At 44.2% G+C, this 19265-nt stretch carries 13 protein-coding genes; 6 read left to right on the top strand and 7 right to left on the bottom strand.

Translation table 11 applies throughout. The features are described 5' to 3' along the window. Positions 1-108 precede the first annotated feature (108 nt). A complete protein-coding gene (locus Q3W13_RS04145; protein ID WP_302861579.1) occupies positions 109-3165 on the top strand; it encodes a GH92 family glycosyl hydrolase in 3057 nt (1018 codons plus the stop codon). 112 nt (positions 3166-3277) lie between these two features. Here the strand turns inward: Q3W13_RS04145 and Q3W13_RS04140 are convergent, their stop codons facing one another. Next, positions 3278-4156 carry a polyphosphate kinase 2 family protein gene (locus Q3W13_RS04140; RefSeq protein ID WP_302861577.1) on the bottom strand — a complete coding sequence of 293 codons (879 nt, stop codon included), beginning with the start codon at positions 4154-4156 and terminating at the stop codon, positions 3278-3280. A gap of 184 nt (positions 4157-4340) precedes the next feature. Here Q3W13_RS04140 and Q3W13_RS04135 point away from each other — a divergent pair, with 184 nt between their 5' ends. The 4 genes from Q3W13_RS04135 (at position 4341) to accD (ending at position 11693) form a co-directional block, all read left to right on the top strand. Continuing rightward, the gene (locus tag Q3W13_RS04135; protein WP_302861575.1) at positions 4341-6650 is read left to right on the top strand and encodes a transglycosylase domain-containing protein; all 2310 of its coding nucleotides are present in this window, start codon (positions 4341-4343) and stop codon (positions 6648-6650) included. A gap of 171 nt (positions 6651-6821) precedes the next feature. Beyond that, on the top strand, positions 6822-10016 hold the full coding sequence (locus Q3W13_RS04130) for a DPP IV N-terminal domain-containing protein (protein ID WP_302861573.1): 3195 nt from the start codon (positions 6822-6824) through the stop codon (positions 10014-10016). A gap of 103 nt (positions 10017-10119) precedes the next feature. Then, on the top strand, positions 10120-10761 hold the full coding sequence (locus Q3W13_RS04125) for a fasciclin domain-containing protein (RefSeq protein ID WP_302861571.1): 642 nt from the start codon (positions 10120-10122) through the stop codon (positions 10759-10761). Between the two features lie 86 nt (positions 10762-10847). Then, positions 10848-11693, top strand: a complete 846-nt coding sequence (gene accD, locus Q3W13_RS04120; protein WP_302861570.1) for an acetyl-CoA carboxylase, carboxyltransferase subunit beta — start codon at positions 10848-10850, stop codon at positions 11691-11693. 71 nt (positions 11694-11764) lie between these two features. Here accD and Q3W13_RS04115 read toward each other — a convergent pair whose 3' ends face one another. The 5 genes from Q3W13_RS04115 to glmM all read right to left on the bottom strand — a co-directional run bounded on the left by Q3W13_RS04115 (position 11765) and on the right by glmM (position 15881). Then, positions 11765-12379: a hypothetical protein gene (locus tag Q3W13_RS04115; protein ID WP_302861568.1), complete on the bottom strand. Its 615-nt coding sequence runs from the start codon at positions 12377-12379 to the stop codon at positions 11765-11767. A gap of 149 nt (positions 12380-12528) precedes the next feature. Then, a complete protein-coding gene (locus tag Q3W13_RS04110; RefSeq protein ID WP_302861566.1) occupies positions 12529-12762 on the bottom strand; it encodes a hypothetical protein in 234 nt (77 codons plus the stop codon). Positions 12763-12851: 89 nt separating this feature from the next. After that, positions 12852-13151, bottom strand: a complete 300-nt coding sequence (locus Q3W13_RS04105; protein ID WP_302861564.1) for a hypothetical protein — start codon at positions 13149-13151, stop codon at positions 12852-12854. Positions 13152-13249: 98 nt separating this feature from the next. Next, positions 13250-14386, bottom strand: coding sequence for a cysteine desulfurase family protein (locus Q3W13_RS04100; protein ID WP_302861563.1), 1137 nt, complete (start codon positions 14384-14386; stop codon positions 13250-13252). A gap of 106 nt (positions 14387-14492) precedes the next feature. Next, positions 14493-15881 (bottom strand): phosphoglucosamine mutase, encoded by a 1389-nt coding sequence (gene glmM, locus Q3W13_RS04095; RefSeq protein WP_302861560.1) that lies wholly within the window; start codon positions 15879-15881, stop codon positions 14493-14495. 113 nt (positions 15882-15994) lie between these two features. On the opposite strand from glmM, the gene Q3W13_RS04090 reads away from it, so the two are divergent. Next, entirely contained in the window at positions 15995-16564 is a 570-nt protein-coding gene (locus Q3W13_RS04090) for a phosphatase PAP2 family protein (protein WP_302861558.1), read from the top strand. Positions 16565-16570: 6 nt separating this feature from the next. On the opposite strand, the gene Q3W13_RS04085 is transcribed toward Q3W13_RS04090, so the two are convergent. Continuing rightward, positions 16571-19225 (bottom strand): glycoside hydrolase family 2 TIM barrel-domain containing protein, encoded by a 2655-nt coding sequence (locus Q3W13_RS04085; protein WP_302861557.1) that lies wholly within the window; start codon positions 19223-19225, stop codon positions 16571-16573. Positions 19226-19265 lie beyond the last annotated feature (40 nt).

Raw genomic sequence — 19265 nt, 5'->3', positions numbered from 1 at the left:
AAAATGGCCGGAATTTGAAAGCTGCATAAAGTCCATAAATTTACTTAATTCTATAATCCGGTTCAGACAATTACATTATTTTTGGCCTCGTCCAATCACCGCTAATAAATGAAATTTCTTTCCCGTAGTATTCTCTCTTCTTGTCTTATTATCTCAGTCGGCTTATCGGCATCAGCCCAAAAGAAAAAAGACTACACCAAATTTGTAGACCCTTTTATAGGCACGGGTGGCCACGGGCATACCTACCCCGGTGCGGTGGTACCTTTTGGAATGGTACAGCTAAGTCCTGATACCAGGCTTACAGGCTGGGATGGTTGCTCAGGGTATTATTATAGCGATACCACAGTTTATGGCTTCTCGCACACCCATTTAAGTGGTACAGGCATAGCCGACTATTGCGATGTGCTGTTTATGCCAACCACAGGCGAGCCAAATTTTAAGAATACCGAATATATGTCGGCTTTTCAGAAAAAGAATGAGGTGGCATCGCCCGGCTATTATAAAACGCACCTGGATAAATACAATATTGATGTGGAGCTAACGGCAAGCACGCGCGTGGGTGTTCACAAATATAAATTCCCGTCAACCAAACAAGCCAATATCATCATTGACCTCCAGCATCGCGATGCCGTGCTTGATTCGTGGGTTGAAGTAGTAAACGATCACGAAATACGCGGTTACCGTCGCTCAAGTTCGTGGGCCAGCGACCAGACGTTATATTTTTATGCTAAATTCTCGAAGCCATTTAAAACTTATGGCATAGCCGGAGACGATAAGTTAGAAGCCGGTCAGCAAAAGCTACAGGGCAAAAACATCAAGATGTATGTGCAATTTGACAATCCCGGCGAGGTGATCGCTAAAGTGGGGATCTCATCAGTAAGCGCTGAAGGGGCATTGAAAAACCTCGATACCGAGGTTCCGGACTTCGACTTTAAAAAAGTAATGCGCGAAGCCAGGGCTTTGTGGGTAGACCAGCTTGCTAAAATTGAGGTTGAAGGCGGGGCGCCAACTGCTTCGGCAAATCAAATTCCTCAAAACACACAAGACCCGAATATTGGCTATGACAGCCGCAATGCGCCTCGCAGACGATCAGCCCCTCGGAAAAAACAGCCCCAGGTCGATTTCATCAAACAAAAGCATACCATATTTTACACCGCACTTTATCACTCCATGCTGGCGCCCAACGTTTACAGTGATGTTGACGGACAGTATCGTGGTATGGATCAGAAAGTACACAGGGCAGACGGTTTTAACTATTACACCGTATTTTCTTTGTGGGATACCTACCGCGCTGAAGACCCGCTGCTGAACCTGATTGACAGAAAGCGGACATTGGATTTTATCAAATCGTTTCTGGCCATGTACGAACAGGGTGGCCTGCTGCCCATCTGGCCGCTGGCTTCCAATGAGACCTATTGCATGGTGGGTAATCATTCCATACCGGTAATTGTCGATGCTTACGCAAAAGGCATCCGCGATTTTAACGCTGAAGAAGCGTTTACAGCCATGAAAGCTGCTGTTAACCGCAACCAGTTTGGCCTGGATTCATACCGTACTAATGGCGTGGTATTATCTGATGATGAGCATGAGTCTGTTTCCAAAACTTTGGAATATGCTTTTGATGATTGGTGCATCGCCCAAATGGCAAAAATGCTGAACAAGCCACAGGATTACGCCGAGTACATTAAACGCGCTCAATATTGGAAAAATAATTTTAACGACCAGAACGGTTTTATGCAAGCCCGTGCAAACGGCGGCTGGTACACGCCATTTGAGCCAACTGAGATAAACAATAACTATACCGAGGGCAACGCTTGGCAATACTCATTCCTGGTTCCACAGGATGTGGAGGGGCTGGCAGAGCGTATGGGTGGCAAGCAAAAATTTGAAGCCAAGCTCGATGAGCTCTTTACAACCGACGCCAACTTAAGCGGCCGGCAGCAGGATGACGTAAGCGGGTTGATCGGCCAATATGCACATGGCAACGAGCCAAGCCACCACATGGCTTACCTGTATAATTTTACCGATGCCCCGGAAAAAACACAAGCCTACGTGAGCCGAATTTTGCGGGAAGAATACAGCGACAAACCTGACGGCCTTTCAGGTAACGAAGATTGCGGGCAAATGTCGGCCTGGTATGTAATGAGCTCGCTGGGTATTTATAATATTGCACCTGGTCAACAGCAATTTCAAATTGGTATTCCGCAGTTTGATAAAGCAATTATCAACCTTGAGAACGGTAAAAAGTTTACCATTACCAATCCCGGCGCCGGCGTTAGCAGGGCCAATATCTACCTGCAAGGCATGAACCTCAATAAAAAAGCCTATAATAAGATTTATTTGAATTATGACAACATTGCCAATGGCGGGGACTTTGAAGTATTAACAGGTAAGCTGCCTAACAATATTTTCCTCCAATCGCTCGAAAAACCAACATCAAAAATTACTGATGACTTAATCGTGTCAGACCCATACATTATATCGCCATCAAAAACATTTACGCAGCCAATAAAAATTGAGATAAAAGCCGCCGATAAGAATGCAAAAATCTATTATACAACCGATGGTTCCGCTCCTGGCGCAAGTTCAACCTTATACACTGTCCCGGTAGAAATCTCCGCAAACACAACCGTAAGAGCAATTGCCATCGACGGCGATAAACAAAGTTTCGTAGTTACAGGAACCTTCAACAAAATACGCGATGACTTAAAGCTAACCCTTGTAAACAAATACCTGCCCAACTATGCCGACCAGGGCGACAACACCCTCATTAACGGCATCCGCGGCAAAGCAAACTGGCGCATCGGCAACTGGCAGGGTTTTCAAGGGAATGATGTGGTGGCCATAATCGATATGCAGCAAGTTAAACCCGTAAAACAGATCACTTTCGGGGCATTGCAGGACAGCCGGTCATGGATAGTTTTCCCTAAAGAAGTGGAATACTGGCTGTCAGATGATGGCGTAAACTACAAGTTGGCGGCAACTGTGCCCACAAAAGTTGACGTTAAAGACCTGAACGTACAAACGCAGGATTTCACCGCATCGTTAAATGCCAAAACTCGCTTTATAAAAGTTATCGCTAAGCAGTATGGCCCGTTACCGGAGTGGCATGAAAGCAAAGGAAGCCCATCGTATATTTTTGCGGATGAAATAGTTATAGAGTGATTTCACCGATTAGAGGAGGATTTAACTGATTTTTTGATCAATTGCTTTTATTGTTCTGACTATACAGATCCAAAAGTAACATGTTCAGGTCTTAAAAAACCGGTACGAACTCTTATTCGCTCAACAATTTATTTTTCGCTTCTTCCAGCTTATCCATTTCAGCCTTCTCCAAGACCGGGAATTTTAAATCGAGGCTTTTCATTGTTTCAAGTATAATGGTTGATATGGCGATCCGGGTAAACCATTTTTTGTCTGCGGGTATTACATACCAGGGGGCATGCTTAGTTGATGTTTCCCTTATTGCCTTTTCATAGGCGTCCATGTAGTCGGCCCAACGGCTGCGTTCAACAATATCGCCGGGAGAAAACTTCCAATTGCGTTTAGGGTCTTCTATCCGCTTCAAAAAACGCTTTTCCTGCTCTGCCCTGGATAGATGGAGAAAGAATTTGATAATCACAGTTCCCGAATCCCACAAATGTTTTTCAAAGGCCCTGATGCTTTCATAGCGGTCTTCCCAAAATCCTTTGGGTAAGTCCTTAACATCATTAATACCGGGCAGTTGCTCCTTCAGCAGCAATTCAGGGTGTACCTTTGTGACCAGCACATATTCGTAATGCGACCGGTTATGTATGCCTATCCTGCCCCGCTCGGGCATGGCATTATGATGCCGCCATAAAAAATCATGATCATAATCCTCTGCAGTGGGTTGCTTAAAGCTGTAAACCTCGCAGCCCTGCGGGTTAAGGCCTGACATTGTGTGGGCTATTGCGCCATCCTTTCCGGCAGCATCCATCGCCTGAAAAATAATCAACACCGATCGCCGGTTATCAGCATATAATTTCGCCTGTTGCCACGAAGTTTCTTTGATCAATGAAGCCAATATATTCTTGGCATCACTTTTTTCGAAACCGTCGGCATAACCGGGATCGTGATCTTTTAATGAAAATTTTTGTTTTTCGGTGATTTTAAATTTGGAAACCAGGTTATTCATAGAATAGGATTGGGAAATGCAAGTTAAAATTAAAATCCTGGAAGCCTTAGATTTACTTCACAGCCATATATTTTAAACAAATCAGGAATATTTTGGTTGACGTAAAATTTACAATTTGAATCCGCGTTTTTAATATTTACTAATTTGCCTATGATTTAGGGCCATAATTTTACATCTTTACCCCATGTTCAGACGTATAAAAAACCGATACCTAAGGTATTTCACAATATTTGTATACTTCGTTATTATATTTTTCTGTGCTATTGAGTTAAACTTCCTGTGGCTGTTCGGGTATTCGCCTGATATGCATGATATCAAAAACCCGACTATGTCGCTGGCGTCCGAAGTTTATTATGCCGACGGTACACTGATAGGCCGCTATTATAAAGAGAACCGCTCCCCTGTAGAATTCAATAAAATATCACCTAATGTCATCAACGCCCTTATTGCTACCGAAGATGTAAGGTTCTACCATCACAACGGCGTTGATTTTTATTCGTTTTTCACGAGTATGCTTTCTACCGCATCAGGGGACAGGCGCGGCGGCAGTACAATTACCCAACAATTGGCCAAAAACCTTTTCGAGACACGCAAAAAGAAATCGCAGGGCGTAATGCGGCATATACCGGGAGTAAAAACCGTGGTTTATAAAATTAAAGAATGGCTCACTGCGTTTAAAATTGAACATGTTTACAGTAAAAACCAAATCCTTACGCTTTATCTAAATACCGTACCTTTCGGCAATAACACATTCGGCATAAAAACAGCATCGCTAAAGCTATTTAATAAAACCCCTGATGCCCTTACCCCTGCCGAGGCTGCCACACTTGTGGGTATGCTGAAAGCTACATCAACCTACAACCCAATTAACAATCCAAAACACTCATTAGAGCGCCGGAACGTGGTTTTAGGCCAGATGCTTAAATATAACTACATTAAAAAAACCGATTATGATACGAGCGTAAATAAACCGATTAAGCTTGATTTAAGTTATGTGGAAAATGAGGGCCAGGGCGACTCATACCTGCGCCAGGCTGTGAGCCGGTGGCTGAAGAAATGGCTGAAAGATAATGATTATGATCTTTACGAGGACGGGCTGAAAATATACACCACAATAGACCCGCGCCTGCAGCAATATGCGGAAGAGGCTGTAAATGAAAAAATGAAGATGCTGCAAAAGCGCTTCTACAATTTGTGGGGAAACAAAAACCCATGGCAGGATTTAGACGGGAACGAGATAAAGGACTTTGTTTTAAAAGCTGAAGAAAAGTTGCCCATTTATGCCAGGCTGCAGAAAAAGTATAATAACGATGCGACGCTGATCAGGCAATATTTTGAGACGCCGAAACACATGAAGGTATTTACCTGGAACGGCGAACGGGATACTACGTTTTCGAGTGCCGATTCCATAAAATATTACGCAAAACTGCTGAATACCGGAATGATGACCATGGAGCCAACAACCGGAAAAATTAAGGTTTGGGTAGGTGGCATTGACTACAAATACTTTAATTACGACCACGTGAACCAGGCGCGCAGGCAGGCAGGCTCAACGTTTAAACCGTTTGCTTATTTAACTGCTCTTGATAACGGTTACAGCCCCTGCGATAAATTTACCGATCGGCCTGTATCGATAAAATATGTCGACGAAGGCAAACAGCAGGTTTGGGAACCCAATAATGCAGATTTTCATTTCTCGTACCAGGATATGTCGTTGCGGTGGGCAATGGGTAAATCTGTAAATTCCATCACCGCACAGCTTACTGAAAAGGTGGGCTGGGACAAGGTTGTTGAATATGCGCATAAGGTAGGAATAGAAAGTCCGCTGAAAGCCATACCATCGGTATCGCTGGGCTCTAATGACGTTTCGGTTTATGAAATGACACGGGCTTACAGCACGTTTTTAAACCGGGGCAAAAAGGTAGATCCTATCCTGGTAACCAAAATAACCGATCAGGACGGGAACGTTTTAAAGGAATTTACACTGAAAGAAGAACAGGTGATCAGCGAGGAAGTTGCGTGGCTGATGCTCTACATGTTTCGCGGCGGTATGGAAGAGCCGGGCGGTACTTCCCAGGCTTTATGGGAATACCCTGGTCTGTGGAAAAAAGCAAGCAACCAGATTGGCGGTAAAACCGGCACTTCATCTAAATATGTTGATGGCTGGTATATGGGCATCACCAAGGATTTGGTAACGGGTGTTTGGGTAGGTGCGGATGACCGCACGGTGCACTTCACCTCTTCCGAGACGGGGGAAGGCTCTCATACTGCATTGCCAATTTTTGCCCGTTTTATGGAAAAGGTTTACGCCGACCCGAAATCGGGTTATACGCCAGGGCCTTTCCCGAAACCATGGACTAAAATCACAAAAAAATATGATTGTCCATCGCCTGTGCCTGTAGTCGATTCAGCGGAAACCGATAGCTTGTTCAGGCCAGCCGACTCGTTAAAAACTCCACCTGTAAAGCAGGACAGTGCTGCAAATACGCAGTAAGCAACCGGCGCGTAGCTTAAAGCGTATTCGTTAGAGATTATCAATAGCTTTAGTGGTTGTAACGGGTGAATTGGTTTTAGAACATTAATTACTTTAACATTTGCATTACTTACAACCGCTACAACTAATGCCAACTTTTAAATAATTTAGCGCTTATTCTATTTTTCCTGTATGAATAAACATCTCCGCAATTGCATCAAAAAATATTCTATTATACTCTTTTGTGCAGCAGCCTCGCTTCTCCCTGCACTTACCGCTAAAGCGCAGTACTTCGGACAGAACAAGGTGCGCTATAAAGACTTGAAATTCAAGGTCTACAAAACCCCTCACTTTGAAATCTATTATTACCTGAAAAACGACAGCATGCTGAAACGCTTTGCCCAGGAAAGTGAACTGTGGTACACGTTGCACCAACAGGTTTTCAGGGATACCTTTAAGCGGGTAAACCCTATCATACTCTATGCCGACCACCCGGACTTCCAGCAGACCACTGCGCTGGATGGCGAGATTGATGTAGGCACCGGCGGTGTTACCGAAGGGCTGAAAAACCGGATTGTAATGCCGGTGATGGAAAGTAACCAGATGACGCGCCATGTGATCGGCCACGAATTGGTACATGCCTTTCAATATCACGCCCTGCAAACCAGTGATTCGGTATCATTCGAAAATATAGGCAACATTCCACTTTGGATGATCGAGGGTATGGCAGAATACCTCTCGATAGGTAAAAAAGATGCTTATACGGCTATGTGGATGCGCGATGCCTATCTAAATCACGATATTCCAACGGTTAGGGATCTGACCGAGTCCAACAAATACTTCCCATATCGTTACGGTGAAGCTTTTTATTCATTCATCGGTTCCACTTACGGCGATACGGTAATTGTCCCGTTCTTTAAAAACGTGGCGCGCTTCGGCCTTGGCTATGGCATCAAACGTACGTTTGGTTATGATGATAAAACCCTCTCTGGCTTGTGGAAAAACGCGATCGAGGCCACCTATAAACCTTATTTAAAGGATACTGTAGAGACGCCGGTGGGAACACGCATAGAAGACGAGCGCAACTCCGGGAAAATGAACCTTGCCCCTGCGATAAGCCCGGATGGTAAATACCTTGCATTTTTATCGGAGAAAAACTTATTTGAAGTAGACTTATTTTTAGCTGATGCGAAAACGGGAAGGATTATAAGAAAACTTACAAAAAAAGTATCCAGTACGCATATAGATGAATTTAATTTCATCGAGTCGGCGGGCGCCTGGTCTCCGGATAGTAAGAAGTTTGCGTTCAGTGTGTTTAACAAAGGCATCAACCGAATGGTGGTTGTCGACGTGGCCTCCGGCAGCATCATTGATGATGAGGCTATGGGCAAAGCAGAACAGTTCAGCAACCTATCTTGGTCGCCAGACGGAAAGAATATTGTTTTTCAGGGACTTGCAAATGGACAAGTAGATTTATATCTCTATAATTTCGACACCAAACAGGTTAAACAATTAACCAACGATAAGTACACTGACTATCAACCCAGCTTTTCGCGCGACGGCAAAAAGGTAGTCTTTGCTACGGACAGGAAAACATATGACCAAACACTTTCCTACCAGATAACATTCAGTCTGGCCGAGTTGGACCTGGCCACAGGGAAAGTGACCGATATTAATGTATTTGACGGGGCCAATAATTTGAACCCTCAATACTCGTCGGATGGAACGCAAATCTACTTCCTTTCGAATCACGACGGTTTCCGCAATATGTACCGCTATACGCCGGCAACAGGAGGCCTTGAGCAAATGACCAATTTATTTACAGGCGTATGCGGCATAACCGAATATTCGCCTGCATTAAGTATCTCGGCAAACAACGATATAGTTTACTCGTACTATGCAAAGCAGAAATATGCGTTATATAATGCTAAAGTGAGCGATTTTAAGCCGCAACCGGTTGTGGGTAAACCCGGCGATTTCGGTGCAGGCATCCTCCCTCCTGCCCGCGCAGTGGGCGTCGACCTGATCAACTCCAACCTTAATAACTACCTGGCCTATCCTAAACTGCCTGTCGACTCGATAAAAACAATCCCTTATAAATCGAAATTTAAGCTTGACTACCTGGCGAGTAGCGGCGTAGGGGCGTCGGTAAGCCAGTATGGTGCGGGATTATCAAGCGGCGTTCAGGGCGTGTTCAGTGATATTTTGGGCCGTAACCAAATTTATGCCGGGCTGGCAGTGAATGGTGAGATTTATGATTTCGGCGGACAGTTTACTTATATCAACCAAACCGGCAGATGGAATATAGGCGGAAGCCTTTCGCATATTCCATTTCAAACAGCCAATTATAGTGTTGTAAACTCAAACTACCAGGTAAATAGCAATACGACTATTCCCTCGGTGGAGGAGCGATATGATCTTATCCGGATTTTCCAGGACCAGGCTTCGCTCTTTACATCCTATCCTTTCACCAAAAAAACAAGGATAGAATTTGGTACAGGAGTTGCGCAATACTACTACCGGGTTGAAAGATATACCACGGTTTATGATACGCTTGGCCGGGTAATTGATTATACCAAACGCCACGTACCAAACAGCGAATATAATTCCGACCCGGCAAATGCAGGCTTTAACCTGTCGCCTTTAACAATTTTTAATGTAAATACGGCTTTGGTTGGCGACAACTCTTTTTTCGGCGTGGCATCGCCTTTAAACGGTTACCGCTACAGGCTACAGGCTGAGTATGATTTTGGCACCTATCATTATTTTGCCCCGACGGTTGATTTGCGCGGCTATCTGCGTGCAGCGCCTGTAACTTTTGCGGCGCGTTTGTACGGATACGGCCGCTTTGGTAACACCGGCAACCTGTATGAGCTATATGTGGGCTATCCGTTCCTTATCCGCGGCTACGAAGCGCAAACCTTTTATAATAACAATGGAAAGAAACCTACCAATGGCTTCACGATCGATCAATTGTCGGGCAACCGTATTGCTGTAGCCAACTTCGAGGTGAGACTGCCTTTTACAGGGCCCGAGAAACTATCTCAATTTAAATCTAAATTTCTTTTCACCGAGCTGAATGCTTTTTTTGACGCAGGCCTGGCCTGGAATAGCGGCAACCAGATAAAATTCGGTATGAGCCCCGATTTAGTAGGCCACAAAGGCGAGGTAGACGGCAATGGCAACCCTATTTTAGACAAGAACGGACATCAGATACAGGACCCGGTTTACAATGCTAACCAGCGCGTACCGGCCCTTAGCGCGGGCATTTCGCTGAGGGTAAACGTATTCGGCTATTTTGTTCTGGAACCTTATTTCGCAGTGCCGTTTAACCGCACCGACGTTAATAAACCTGTGTTTGGCCTGGGCTTTACACCGGGATGGTAATTTTTAAAGAGGCAGGAACCAATAGTCAGAAATCAAGACTTGAAAAACAGTGCATACTTTCCGCTCCTGGTTCCTGCCCCTTGATTCTTTTCGAAACTTGACTATGCAGGCAAATAACCCTACCTTTGCCGCCATGAAAAAATGGTTTATCTTCTTATTGGTGGCTGCTAGTGCTCAGAGTTTATTTGCCCAGGATAGCGCCTCCTCGAACCATATCGTCATTGATTCGGTAAAGGCTAAGTGGGGGAAAGTAAAAAATGTAAACGGAACGGCGATGATATCGTCAAATAATATCATCGAAAATATAGAGCTTTCGAAAGAATATAGTTTACTGGTAACCGCTATTGAAGACGCGGGATTAACCGAAACATTTAGAAGCAAAGGCCCTATTACTTTCTTCGCTCCGACAAACCAGGCTTTCGAAAAATTGCCGGCGGGTGAACTTGATACGCTCTTAAAGCCAAATCATAAACTTGATTTAAACTACCTGATCACCAGTCATGCAATTGCAGGCAAATTTAGCGTAAAAGATATCCAGCATAAAATAAACGCTAATAACGGACAGGCAACATTCCGCACTATTGCGGGTAGTACCCTGACTGCCAAGATTGACAGCAACCGTAATATTGTTTTGATAGATGATAATGGCGGAGAGAGTATTATCAGTAAATTTGACATATTACAGAGCAATGGTATGCTGCACATTATAAATGCCGTTTTGGTACCCAAAACCAAAAATATATAATCCACTCCCGGGAGCCTATATCTATAACCATTTATCTAAAAAAATGCTTTACTTTGTATCCTAATTTGAAAGACTTAGATACAGATATGGCTTGGTTTAAAAGGGAAACAAAAGGGATAATTACAACCACTCAGGAAAAGAAGGAAGCTCCTGACGGTATCTGGAACAAGTGTCCGCAATGTAAAAAGCCTCTTCACTATTCAGAGCAGGTTGAAAACCAATATGTTTGCCACTACTGCGGTTACCATTTACGCATAGGCTCAAAGGAATATTTCTCGATACTTTTCGATGACAACGAATTTACAGAACTGTTCGCTAACCTTACCTCAGGCGACCCGCTGGAGTTTGAAGACACCAAAAAATATACAGCCAGGGTTAAGGAGACGATGGCAAAAACCGGTCTGAAAGATGCTATTCGTGCCGGGGCAGGTAAGATGGGCGGTCAGCCGCTGGTTATTGCCTGTATGGATTTTAACTTTATCGGCGGTTCAATGGGATCCGTCGTAGGTGAAAAAATCGCCCGCTCTATTGATTATTGTATTGAGCATAAAATTCCATTCCTGATGATATCTAAGTCAGGCGGCGCCCGTATGATGGAGGCAGCTTTTTCGTTAATGCAAATGGCAAAAACCTCTGCCAAACTTGCATTACTTTCAAAAGCTAAACTGCCGTTTATTTCGCTGCTTACCGACCCTACAACAGGCGGTGTAACCGCATCATACGCCATGCTGGGTGATATAAACATTGCTGAACCCGGCGCATTGATTGGTTTTGCCGGGCCAAGGGTTATTAAAGAGACTATTAAGAAAGATTTGCCAAAAGGCTTCCAAACTGCAGAATTCGTACAGGAGCATGGTTTCCTTGATTTTATAGTCGACCGCAGAGAGATGAAGGAGAAACTTTCATCATTCCTGAAAATGATGGAGAACTAAACAAGAGTAAAATATTTAAAAAAGCGGGACCGTCAATGATTGACGGCCCCGCTTTTTTATTGGATTTAAAATTAAAGCTGAGCTGAACCGCTGGGGTACTGTGCATCGTCATCCGATTCAAAATCTTCTTCGGTATCTTCATTTTCATCCAGGCCGCCTTCCGTATTTTGCTGGCTTTCCTGTGTGGTGCTATAATTGTCATTATTGCTCTCACCGCTTTGCCATTCGGAATTATCTACACGTGATTCGGAGTCGCTACGCTGGTCGCTTTGCAGATCAGACCGCCCCTGTTGTGAGCCCATGCCCTGCGAGTTCGACTGGCTTTCCTGCGAATTACCGTAGCTGTTCTGGTCGTCTCTGCCAGCCTGGTTTTGCTGCATGCCGCCGTAATTTTGTGAATTTGACTGGCCCTGCGAGTTCGATTGGCTCTCTTGTGAACCCTCATAACTGTTTTGGCCGCCCATTGAACCAGACTGATTACCCCGCGAATTACCATAACGTTCAAAATCGTCCTGATTCTGATCTGAAGTGGAGTTTGACTGGCTTTCCTGTGAATTTGACCAGTTATTATCTCTGCCCAATCCACTGCCTGAAGATGAATTTGCCCCCGAGCTTAATTCGCTCGCTGAACGTCTGTTTTGGTCTTCGTCCCTGCGATTACCAAAATTTTCATTATTGTTTTCCATAGTATTATAGGTTTATTTTTGATTTAATAACTTTCATTTTAAGAAAAATGTTTTATAAAAAATAGAAATAAGAAAAAACAGCTCGAATACTCAGACAAAAAAAAGCCGTTCCAATAAACGAAACGGCAAAATCGATAAGGCGAAAATCTTTATTTAAAAACTCCGGCGTTCTGGCTGGTATCTCCATCGGAATCCTTACTCTCCAGGTCCCAGTTCGGGCCTTCAGGGCCGGTGTTTGATTTACCCATATAATTTTTCTGGCTTGGGTCAATACCACGATTTATTTCTGCGGCGCTTGAGTTTTGTGCATTCGGAAAGCGCTCGGTAGCATCATCTTTATCTTCTTCCATTTTTTGCCTGAGATCTTTTTCACGCGGGTCCATAATTTATGTCTTAATTAATGTAACAATGAGAGGCTATCAGCATGATGCCTCTCGGTTTAATAAATGCGAATTGTTACCGGTGTTATGGCTTATATACCTTCAGTGCCGGGCTCATGACCGACCATGCGGCCTGTAGTACGGCCGTGATTACTTGGTCTGAAATCTGTGGTGGCATTACCTACTGAAGGGAACTCTTTCTGATTCGGAGGGGTAACATCAGTTTGTTCGCTATATGAAGCATCGTTACCTTCCTGCTGTTGTTCCTGCTCTACCTGGTGAGGGTAGCCGGATTTTTCATGTTCTGACTCTCTTTTTTCAGGGATCTCATTCGGGTTACCTTGACCCGGACGTTCCTGCTCTCTTCCGTAATCTTTATTAGATGAATTCATGGTAGTTTTAATTTGTAATTAAATAATCCCAACAATTATGCCATGTTGATTTACCAATTATCAAATGAAACTACCTTGCCAGAAATAAAAGGCCGAACTCAGGCATTCACCAGGCAAAGCTCACGGATCTTGCCTAAGGTAAAATCAACCTCGTCCCGCGTGCTGTATTTTGAAAATGAGAACCTTACAGAAGGCCTTGACGGACTGGAACCGATAGCAGTTAATACGTGAGAGCCAATGTCGCTGCCTGAGCTGCAGGCGCTGCCGCCTGATGCTGATATGCCTGCTATGTCCAGATTAAACAACAGCATGTCCGCCATTTCCATTTCAGGAAACTGTACATTTAATACTGTATAAAGGCTTTTTGAAGGGTCTGTTTCACCATTGAAATTGATGCCGGGGATGCTTTCAATCAATCGGTTCATCATATAGCTTTTCAGTCCTTGTATATGTTGCTGGTGCTGCTCCATTTCTGCATAGGCTAATTCAAGCGCCTTTGCCAGGCCTACAATACCGTATATATTTTCGGTTCCGCCCCGCATGTTGCGCTCTTGAGCACCTCCATAAATCAAAGGTTTAATCTTTATACGATGATTAATGTGCAGAAAGCCTACTCCTTTGGGGCCATGCAGCTTATGGCCTGCACAAACCAGGAAATGAGCTTTTAGCTTGCTTAAATCGTGCCGATAATGCCCCATAGTTTGCACAGTATCGCAATGATAAATTGCATTGTACGCCTCGCAAAGGTCGCCCACACGCTCCATATCCGATAAGGTGCCTATTTCGTTATTGGCGTGCATCAATGAAACAAAGCTGCGGTCGTTTTCTTTTAGCAGCTTTTCAAGATGGTCGTAATCAATACTGCCTTTACCATCAATATCTACATAACTTAGTTTAATGACGCCCGACTTTTCAAGGGCTTCCATCGTATGCAGTACCGCATGATGCTCGGTACGGCTGGTGATGGCGTGTTTAATGCCATGGTCAAGTATGCCGCACCTGATGGCCATATTATCCGCTTCAGTACCGCTCGAAGTAAAGAAAATTTCTGCAGGCGAAGTATGTAATAAATTAGCTATGGTTTTACGCGATCTTTCAATCAACGTGCGCGCCTCACGGCCGTGTGAATGAATAGAAGATGGATTTCCGTAGGTATTTTCCATTACGGCATACATCGCCTTCATCACCTCTGGATCAAGGGGTGTGGTAGCGGCATTGTCAAAATAAACGCGCATGAAGCAATTATTGAATTATTGAATTGGTGAATTAGCGATTGTCCCGATCGTTAATTCACTTAAACTATTATTTATGATTCAGCTTTCGGACTTGCGGACTTTCCGACTAACTTAATTTTAAAATTTCTTTAATGTCGGCAATGATCTTATTTGCCAGGTTATTTGCAACCGTTTCAGAGTTGCCTTCCGAGTAAATACGAATAATGGGCTCAGTGTTCGACTTGCGCAAATGTACCCATTCTTTATCGAATTCTATCTTCAGGCCATCGATCGTAGTATGAGGCTGCTTCTTGTATTTTTCTTCTACCTTCAATAACAAAGCATCAATATCCATCTCTGGTGTAAGGGTGATCTTATTTTTCGAGATAAAATAACCCGGATAAGTTCCCCTTAAATGAGATATAGATTTACCGTATTTAGCTAAATGTGTTAAAAACAACGCGATACCTACCAGGGCGTCCCTGCCGTAGTGTAATTCAGGGTAAATAACCCCGCCGTTGCCCTCACCGCCGATCACTGCGTTCACCTCCTTCATTTTGTTTACCACGTTCACCTCTCCAACCGCGGCGCCATGATATTCGCCTCCGGCTGCTTCAGTAACATCGCGCAAAGCCCGGGTTGACGACAGGTTCGATACTGTATTCCCTTTATTATTTTTCAGTACATAATCAGCAACGGCAACCAGGGTATATTCTTCACCGAAAACATTGCCATCCTCATTAACAAAGCACAGGCGGTCAACATCAGGGTCAACAGCTATGCCCAGGTCTGCACGCTTGTTTACAACCTCCTTTGAAAGCGATACCAGGTTTTCAGGAAGCGGCTCGGGGTTATGTGGAAAATGCCCGTCTGGCTGGCAATATAATTCATAAATGGTATTTACTCCCAGAGCTCTTAATAATGCCGGGATAAAAATGCCCCCTGTCGAGTTAACACAGTCTATCGCTATTTTAAAGTTTGCTTTGGTAATCGCTTCAACGTCAACCAAAGGCAAAGCCAGTACTTTGTCGATATGCTTTTGCAGGTAGCTGTCGTCTGTAGTAACCTTACCAAGGTCGTTAACATCGGCAAATTTAAAATCACTTCTTTCAGCAATATCAAGCACTTCTTTACCATCCGCATCACTGATAAACTCACCGGCTGCATTTAGTAATTTAAGCGCATTCCATTGTTTGGGATTGTGGCTGGCAGTTAAAATGATACCACCGGCAGCTTTTTCGTCAGGAACCGCAACTTCAACGGTGGGGGTTGTTGACAGGCCGATGTCCACTACATCAATACCCAGCCCCTGTAAAGTACCGATTACCAGACTGTTCAGCATAGCGCCCGATAAACGGGCATCGCGGCCAACAACTAACTTTTTTATGCCGGTTTTATTAACGGCCCAACTGCCGTAAGCAGCAGTAAATTTTACAATATCCAACGGGGTTAAACCCTCGCCCACCGTACCACCAATGGTACCTCTGATTCCCGAGATTGATTTTATTAATGTCAAAGTGTAATTGTTTTATTGTGGCGCAAAAATAAGATATTTAAGCAATGCAATAATAAAAATCGTACTGTTTTAAGGCAAGCCTATTTGTCTATATTTACAATTTTTAATGCAATATGCCCGATTCCCTTATACAGCTCGACCGGCATTTATTCTATTTTGTTAATCATCAATTAGCTAATCCGTTCTTTGACTGGATTATGCCTTTACTGCGGAACCCAAAATTCTGGATACCGCTGTACATCTTCATCATCGGGTTTTGCGTATACCGTTACAAAAAACAAGGACTGATTGTTATTTTGCTATTGGCTCTATCGGCTGGCTTTGCCGATTTTACCAGCGCAAGTATCGTTAAACCGCTTGTGAAACGCGCCCGTCCCTGCCGTGATGCAGTGGTATCACAAACAGCCACCGTCCGTGTAAATTGCGGTACAGGCTACAGTTTCCCATCCACACACGCCACCGATCACTTTGCCATGGCCTTTTTCCTGATTATGTTATTCCATAAAAAATGGCGCTGGATATGGCTTTGGGCGTTACTATGGGCTGGCTTAATAAGCTTTGCCCAGGTATATGTAGGCGTACATTTCCCCATTGATGTTACTGTTGGGGCGCTGTATGGAATTTTGGTTGGTTGGCTATTTGCTATTATCTTCAATAAGATACAACCCGAATTTGCCCCTTAAGTGACCCTATTGAACAGCCAAAAAGACCTCCTTTACATTCCACCCGCTTACACTAAGCGTGGGCTTGGTTTTAATTTTTGCCGCATCGTATTCTATTACGACCACCTTGTGCTCGCCTGGTAATACCGATACATAGTTATCGCTGTAAAACACCGGCAATAAACGAGTATGGCTATCAGCATCAACTAATGACAAACGGCTAAAGAATGCAACCGGACCATTTGCGGGATTGCTTAAGCTCACCTCTATTTTGCCCGGTGATAACTGTTTTGCTAATACTGCCAGCTGCGCCTGGCCTATTTTTTTCAGCCCCGAATAGACGCCTTTTTCATCAGGCAGCCAGTAAAAATTATCGCTTACAATATTCTGATGTAAATCTGTCAATCTCAGTGAAAGAAACACTCCTTCTTTCTTAGCCAGCGCATTGAGTCCTTCCTTCATCGGTAAAAATCCTTTTACCGATTGCGGCTGTATTTCTTCAAAAACCTGGGTAAGCAGGTGTTCTTTGCCCTGCATGTCATAGGTCTTAACAGACAGCATCAGCTCGCGTTTAGCAGTGAAGGTATTATTCACAATGGTCACCATGCCATCTATTGGGTTATACATTACGTGTAAGGGCTCACTGCCACTGTGCAGGCCATACAAACAGGCATTAGGGTCCAGGTAATAGTCATACATCTGGCCGCGCATGGCAGTCCAGGGATTTTGTGTTTTCCAGATAATAACTCCGGTATACCAATCCCACATGTGCGCACTGAACCCTTCTATTAATGCCCGGTACTGATTGTAATTAACCAACTGGGCTTTATTGGCGAAATCCTTCGCGTCGGCAGCCTTGCCGTAGGGTTCTATTGAAGCATCGTAGCCGATGTATTTATGGTAATCCCAAACGGAATCAACTTTCGATTTCCTCTTATCAGCATTAAATTCAGGTGCAATAAGGTTAGCCGTCGGGATAAACCGCTTAAGCGATTCAAAGTCGTTGATACCTACCGAGCCAATTTCGGAATTAAACGGAAAGGTATGCACTTTAAAAAAGGCTGAATCAGGCTGGATACCGTACGGCCCGTCGCCGTTACCGCCAATAGTGTTGAGTGACATTTTATCTGAATTAGAATATTCCACAAACCAGCGGGTGCCATCCAGCTTTGGCAAAATGGTATCCCGCAATGGAAGTAAAATATCTTCAGGCGGTGTGATCTCGTTGCCGCCGCACCAGATAGCCAGCGACGGGTGGTTACGCACCAGCTTTATTTGATCAACTAAAGATTGTATATACAGTTTGTGATCGTCGGGATATTTGCGGCGTGTCCACTGGTCATCCTTTTTCTTCGGGTCGAGCCAGCGGCCATTGGCATCACCTGATATCCAAAAATCCTGGAATACCAGCAAACCGTACTTATCGCAGGCGTTGTAAAATTCGGGGCGCTCAACCAATGCCCCGCCCCACACACGGATGAGGTTAAGGTTCATATCGTGATGAAAGCGCACCTCTGCGTCATAGCGTGCGTCGCTGAAACGCAGCATAGCGTCCGATATAATCCAATTACCTCCTTTAATAAATATCTTTTGCCCGTTAACAGCCACCTGGCGGCTTTTAGTTTGTTCATTCCAGCTCGTCTGTAATTCGCGCACTCCAATATTAATGTCGGCTTTGTCAGATATTTTATTTCCAACGTTAAACTGTATTGTAGCTTTATAAAGGTACTGCGGTCCATAGCCGTTTGGCCACCATAGTTTCGGATTATTTAAGGTAAAATCATTCAGACTTAATTCCATGCTGGAATAAGGCTTAACAACCACTTTTTTTGATATTGACTGTCCATCTATGGTAAACTTCAATACACCGCTCACTGGCTTATTGGTTGGATTGCTCAATGTTGCTGACGATTTAATCATAGCCGGCGCTTGCTTACCTTCAACCTGCCTTACGCCTGGTACCAGCGTAATAACGTGCGGGTCGGTAACTCTTACAACGCCTGTGGTCTCTATGGTTACCTTATCCCAAATGCCTGTATTACGGTCGCGCATAGGCTGAATCCAATCCCAACCGGCCGTGTATTGCAGTCCCACATTTTTGGCGATTTGGCCATCGCCACCCTGGCCGCCGTTGGCGTTGCCCACCGGATCCGGAGGGTAAACCAATACAGCTAATCTGTTTTTTCCTGTCTTATTAAGCAACGCTGTGATGTTATAGCTCTGCCGCAAAAACATACCAAAATGAGTTTGCTTATTTAGCTTTCTGCCGTTCAGGAATACCTCGCAGCCATAATTAACCCCTCGCAGGCTTAAATAAACCTGGCCATTGGCTGGCGCCGCCTGTATAAAATCTTTAATAAACCAATACGTGTAGTATTCGCGCCCGGTATTGTAAATATCTTTTATGTGCTCGTTGTTCATCCCCCAGAATGGGTCGGGTACCAGCTTATTGTTTAGCAGGGTGGTTAAAACAGTTCCCGGAACGGTTGCAGGCAGCCAGTTATCGACGGTGTAATCGGGCTTTGAGATTTGCGAACCATCGGCATTTACGTCTGCAATTTTCCGGCATTTCCAGCCTTCGTTTAATTCATAGGTGTTTTGCGCTGATGAAAAAGAAACGGACAATAAAAAAAAGAGAGCAGAAAGGAGGATTTTCTCCGGGGATAGTTTAAAAGCGGCCATAGGTAAATTTAATGTCCTAAAGGTAAAAAATATAGCGGAT

The sequence above is a fragment of the Mucilaginibacter sp. L3T2-6 genome (assembly GCF_030519355.1).
In the GTDB taxonomy this organism is placed as follows: Bacteria; Bacteroidota; Bacteroidia; order Sphingobacteriales; family Sphingobacteriaceae; genus Mucilaginibacter.
Note: the sequence above shows the minus strand (reverse complement) of the source record. Positions and strands in the feature narration are given on the sequence as shown.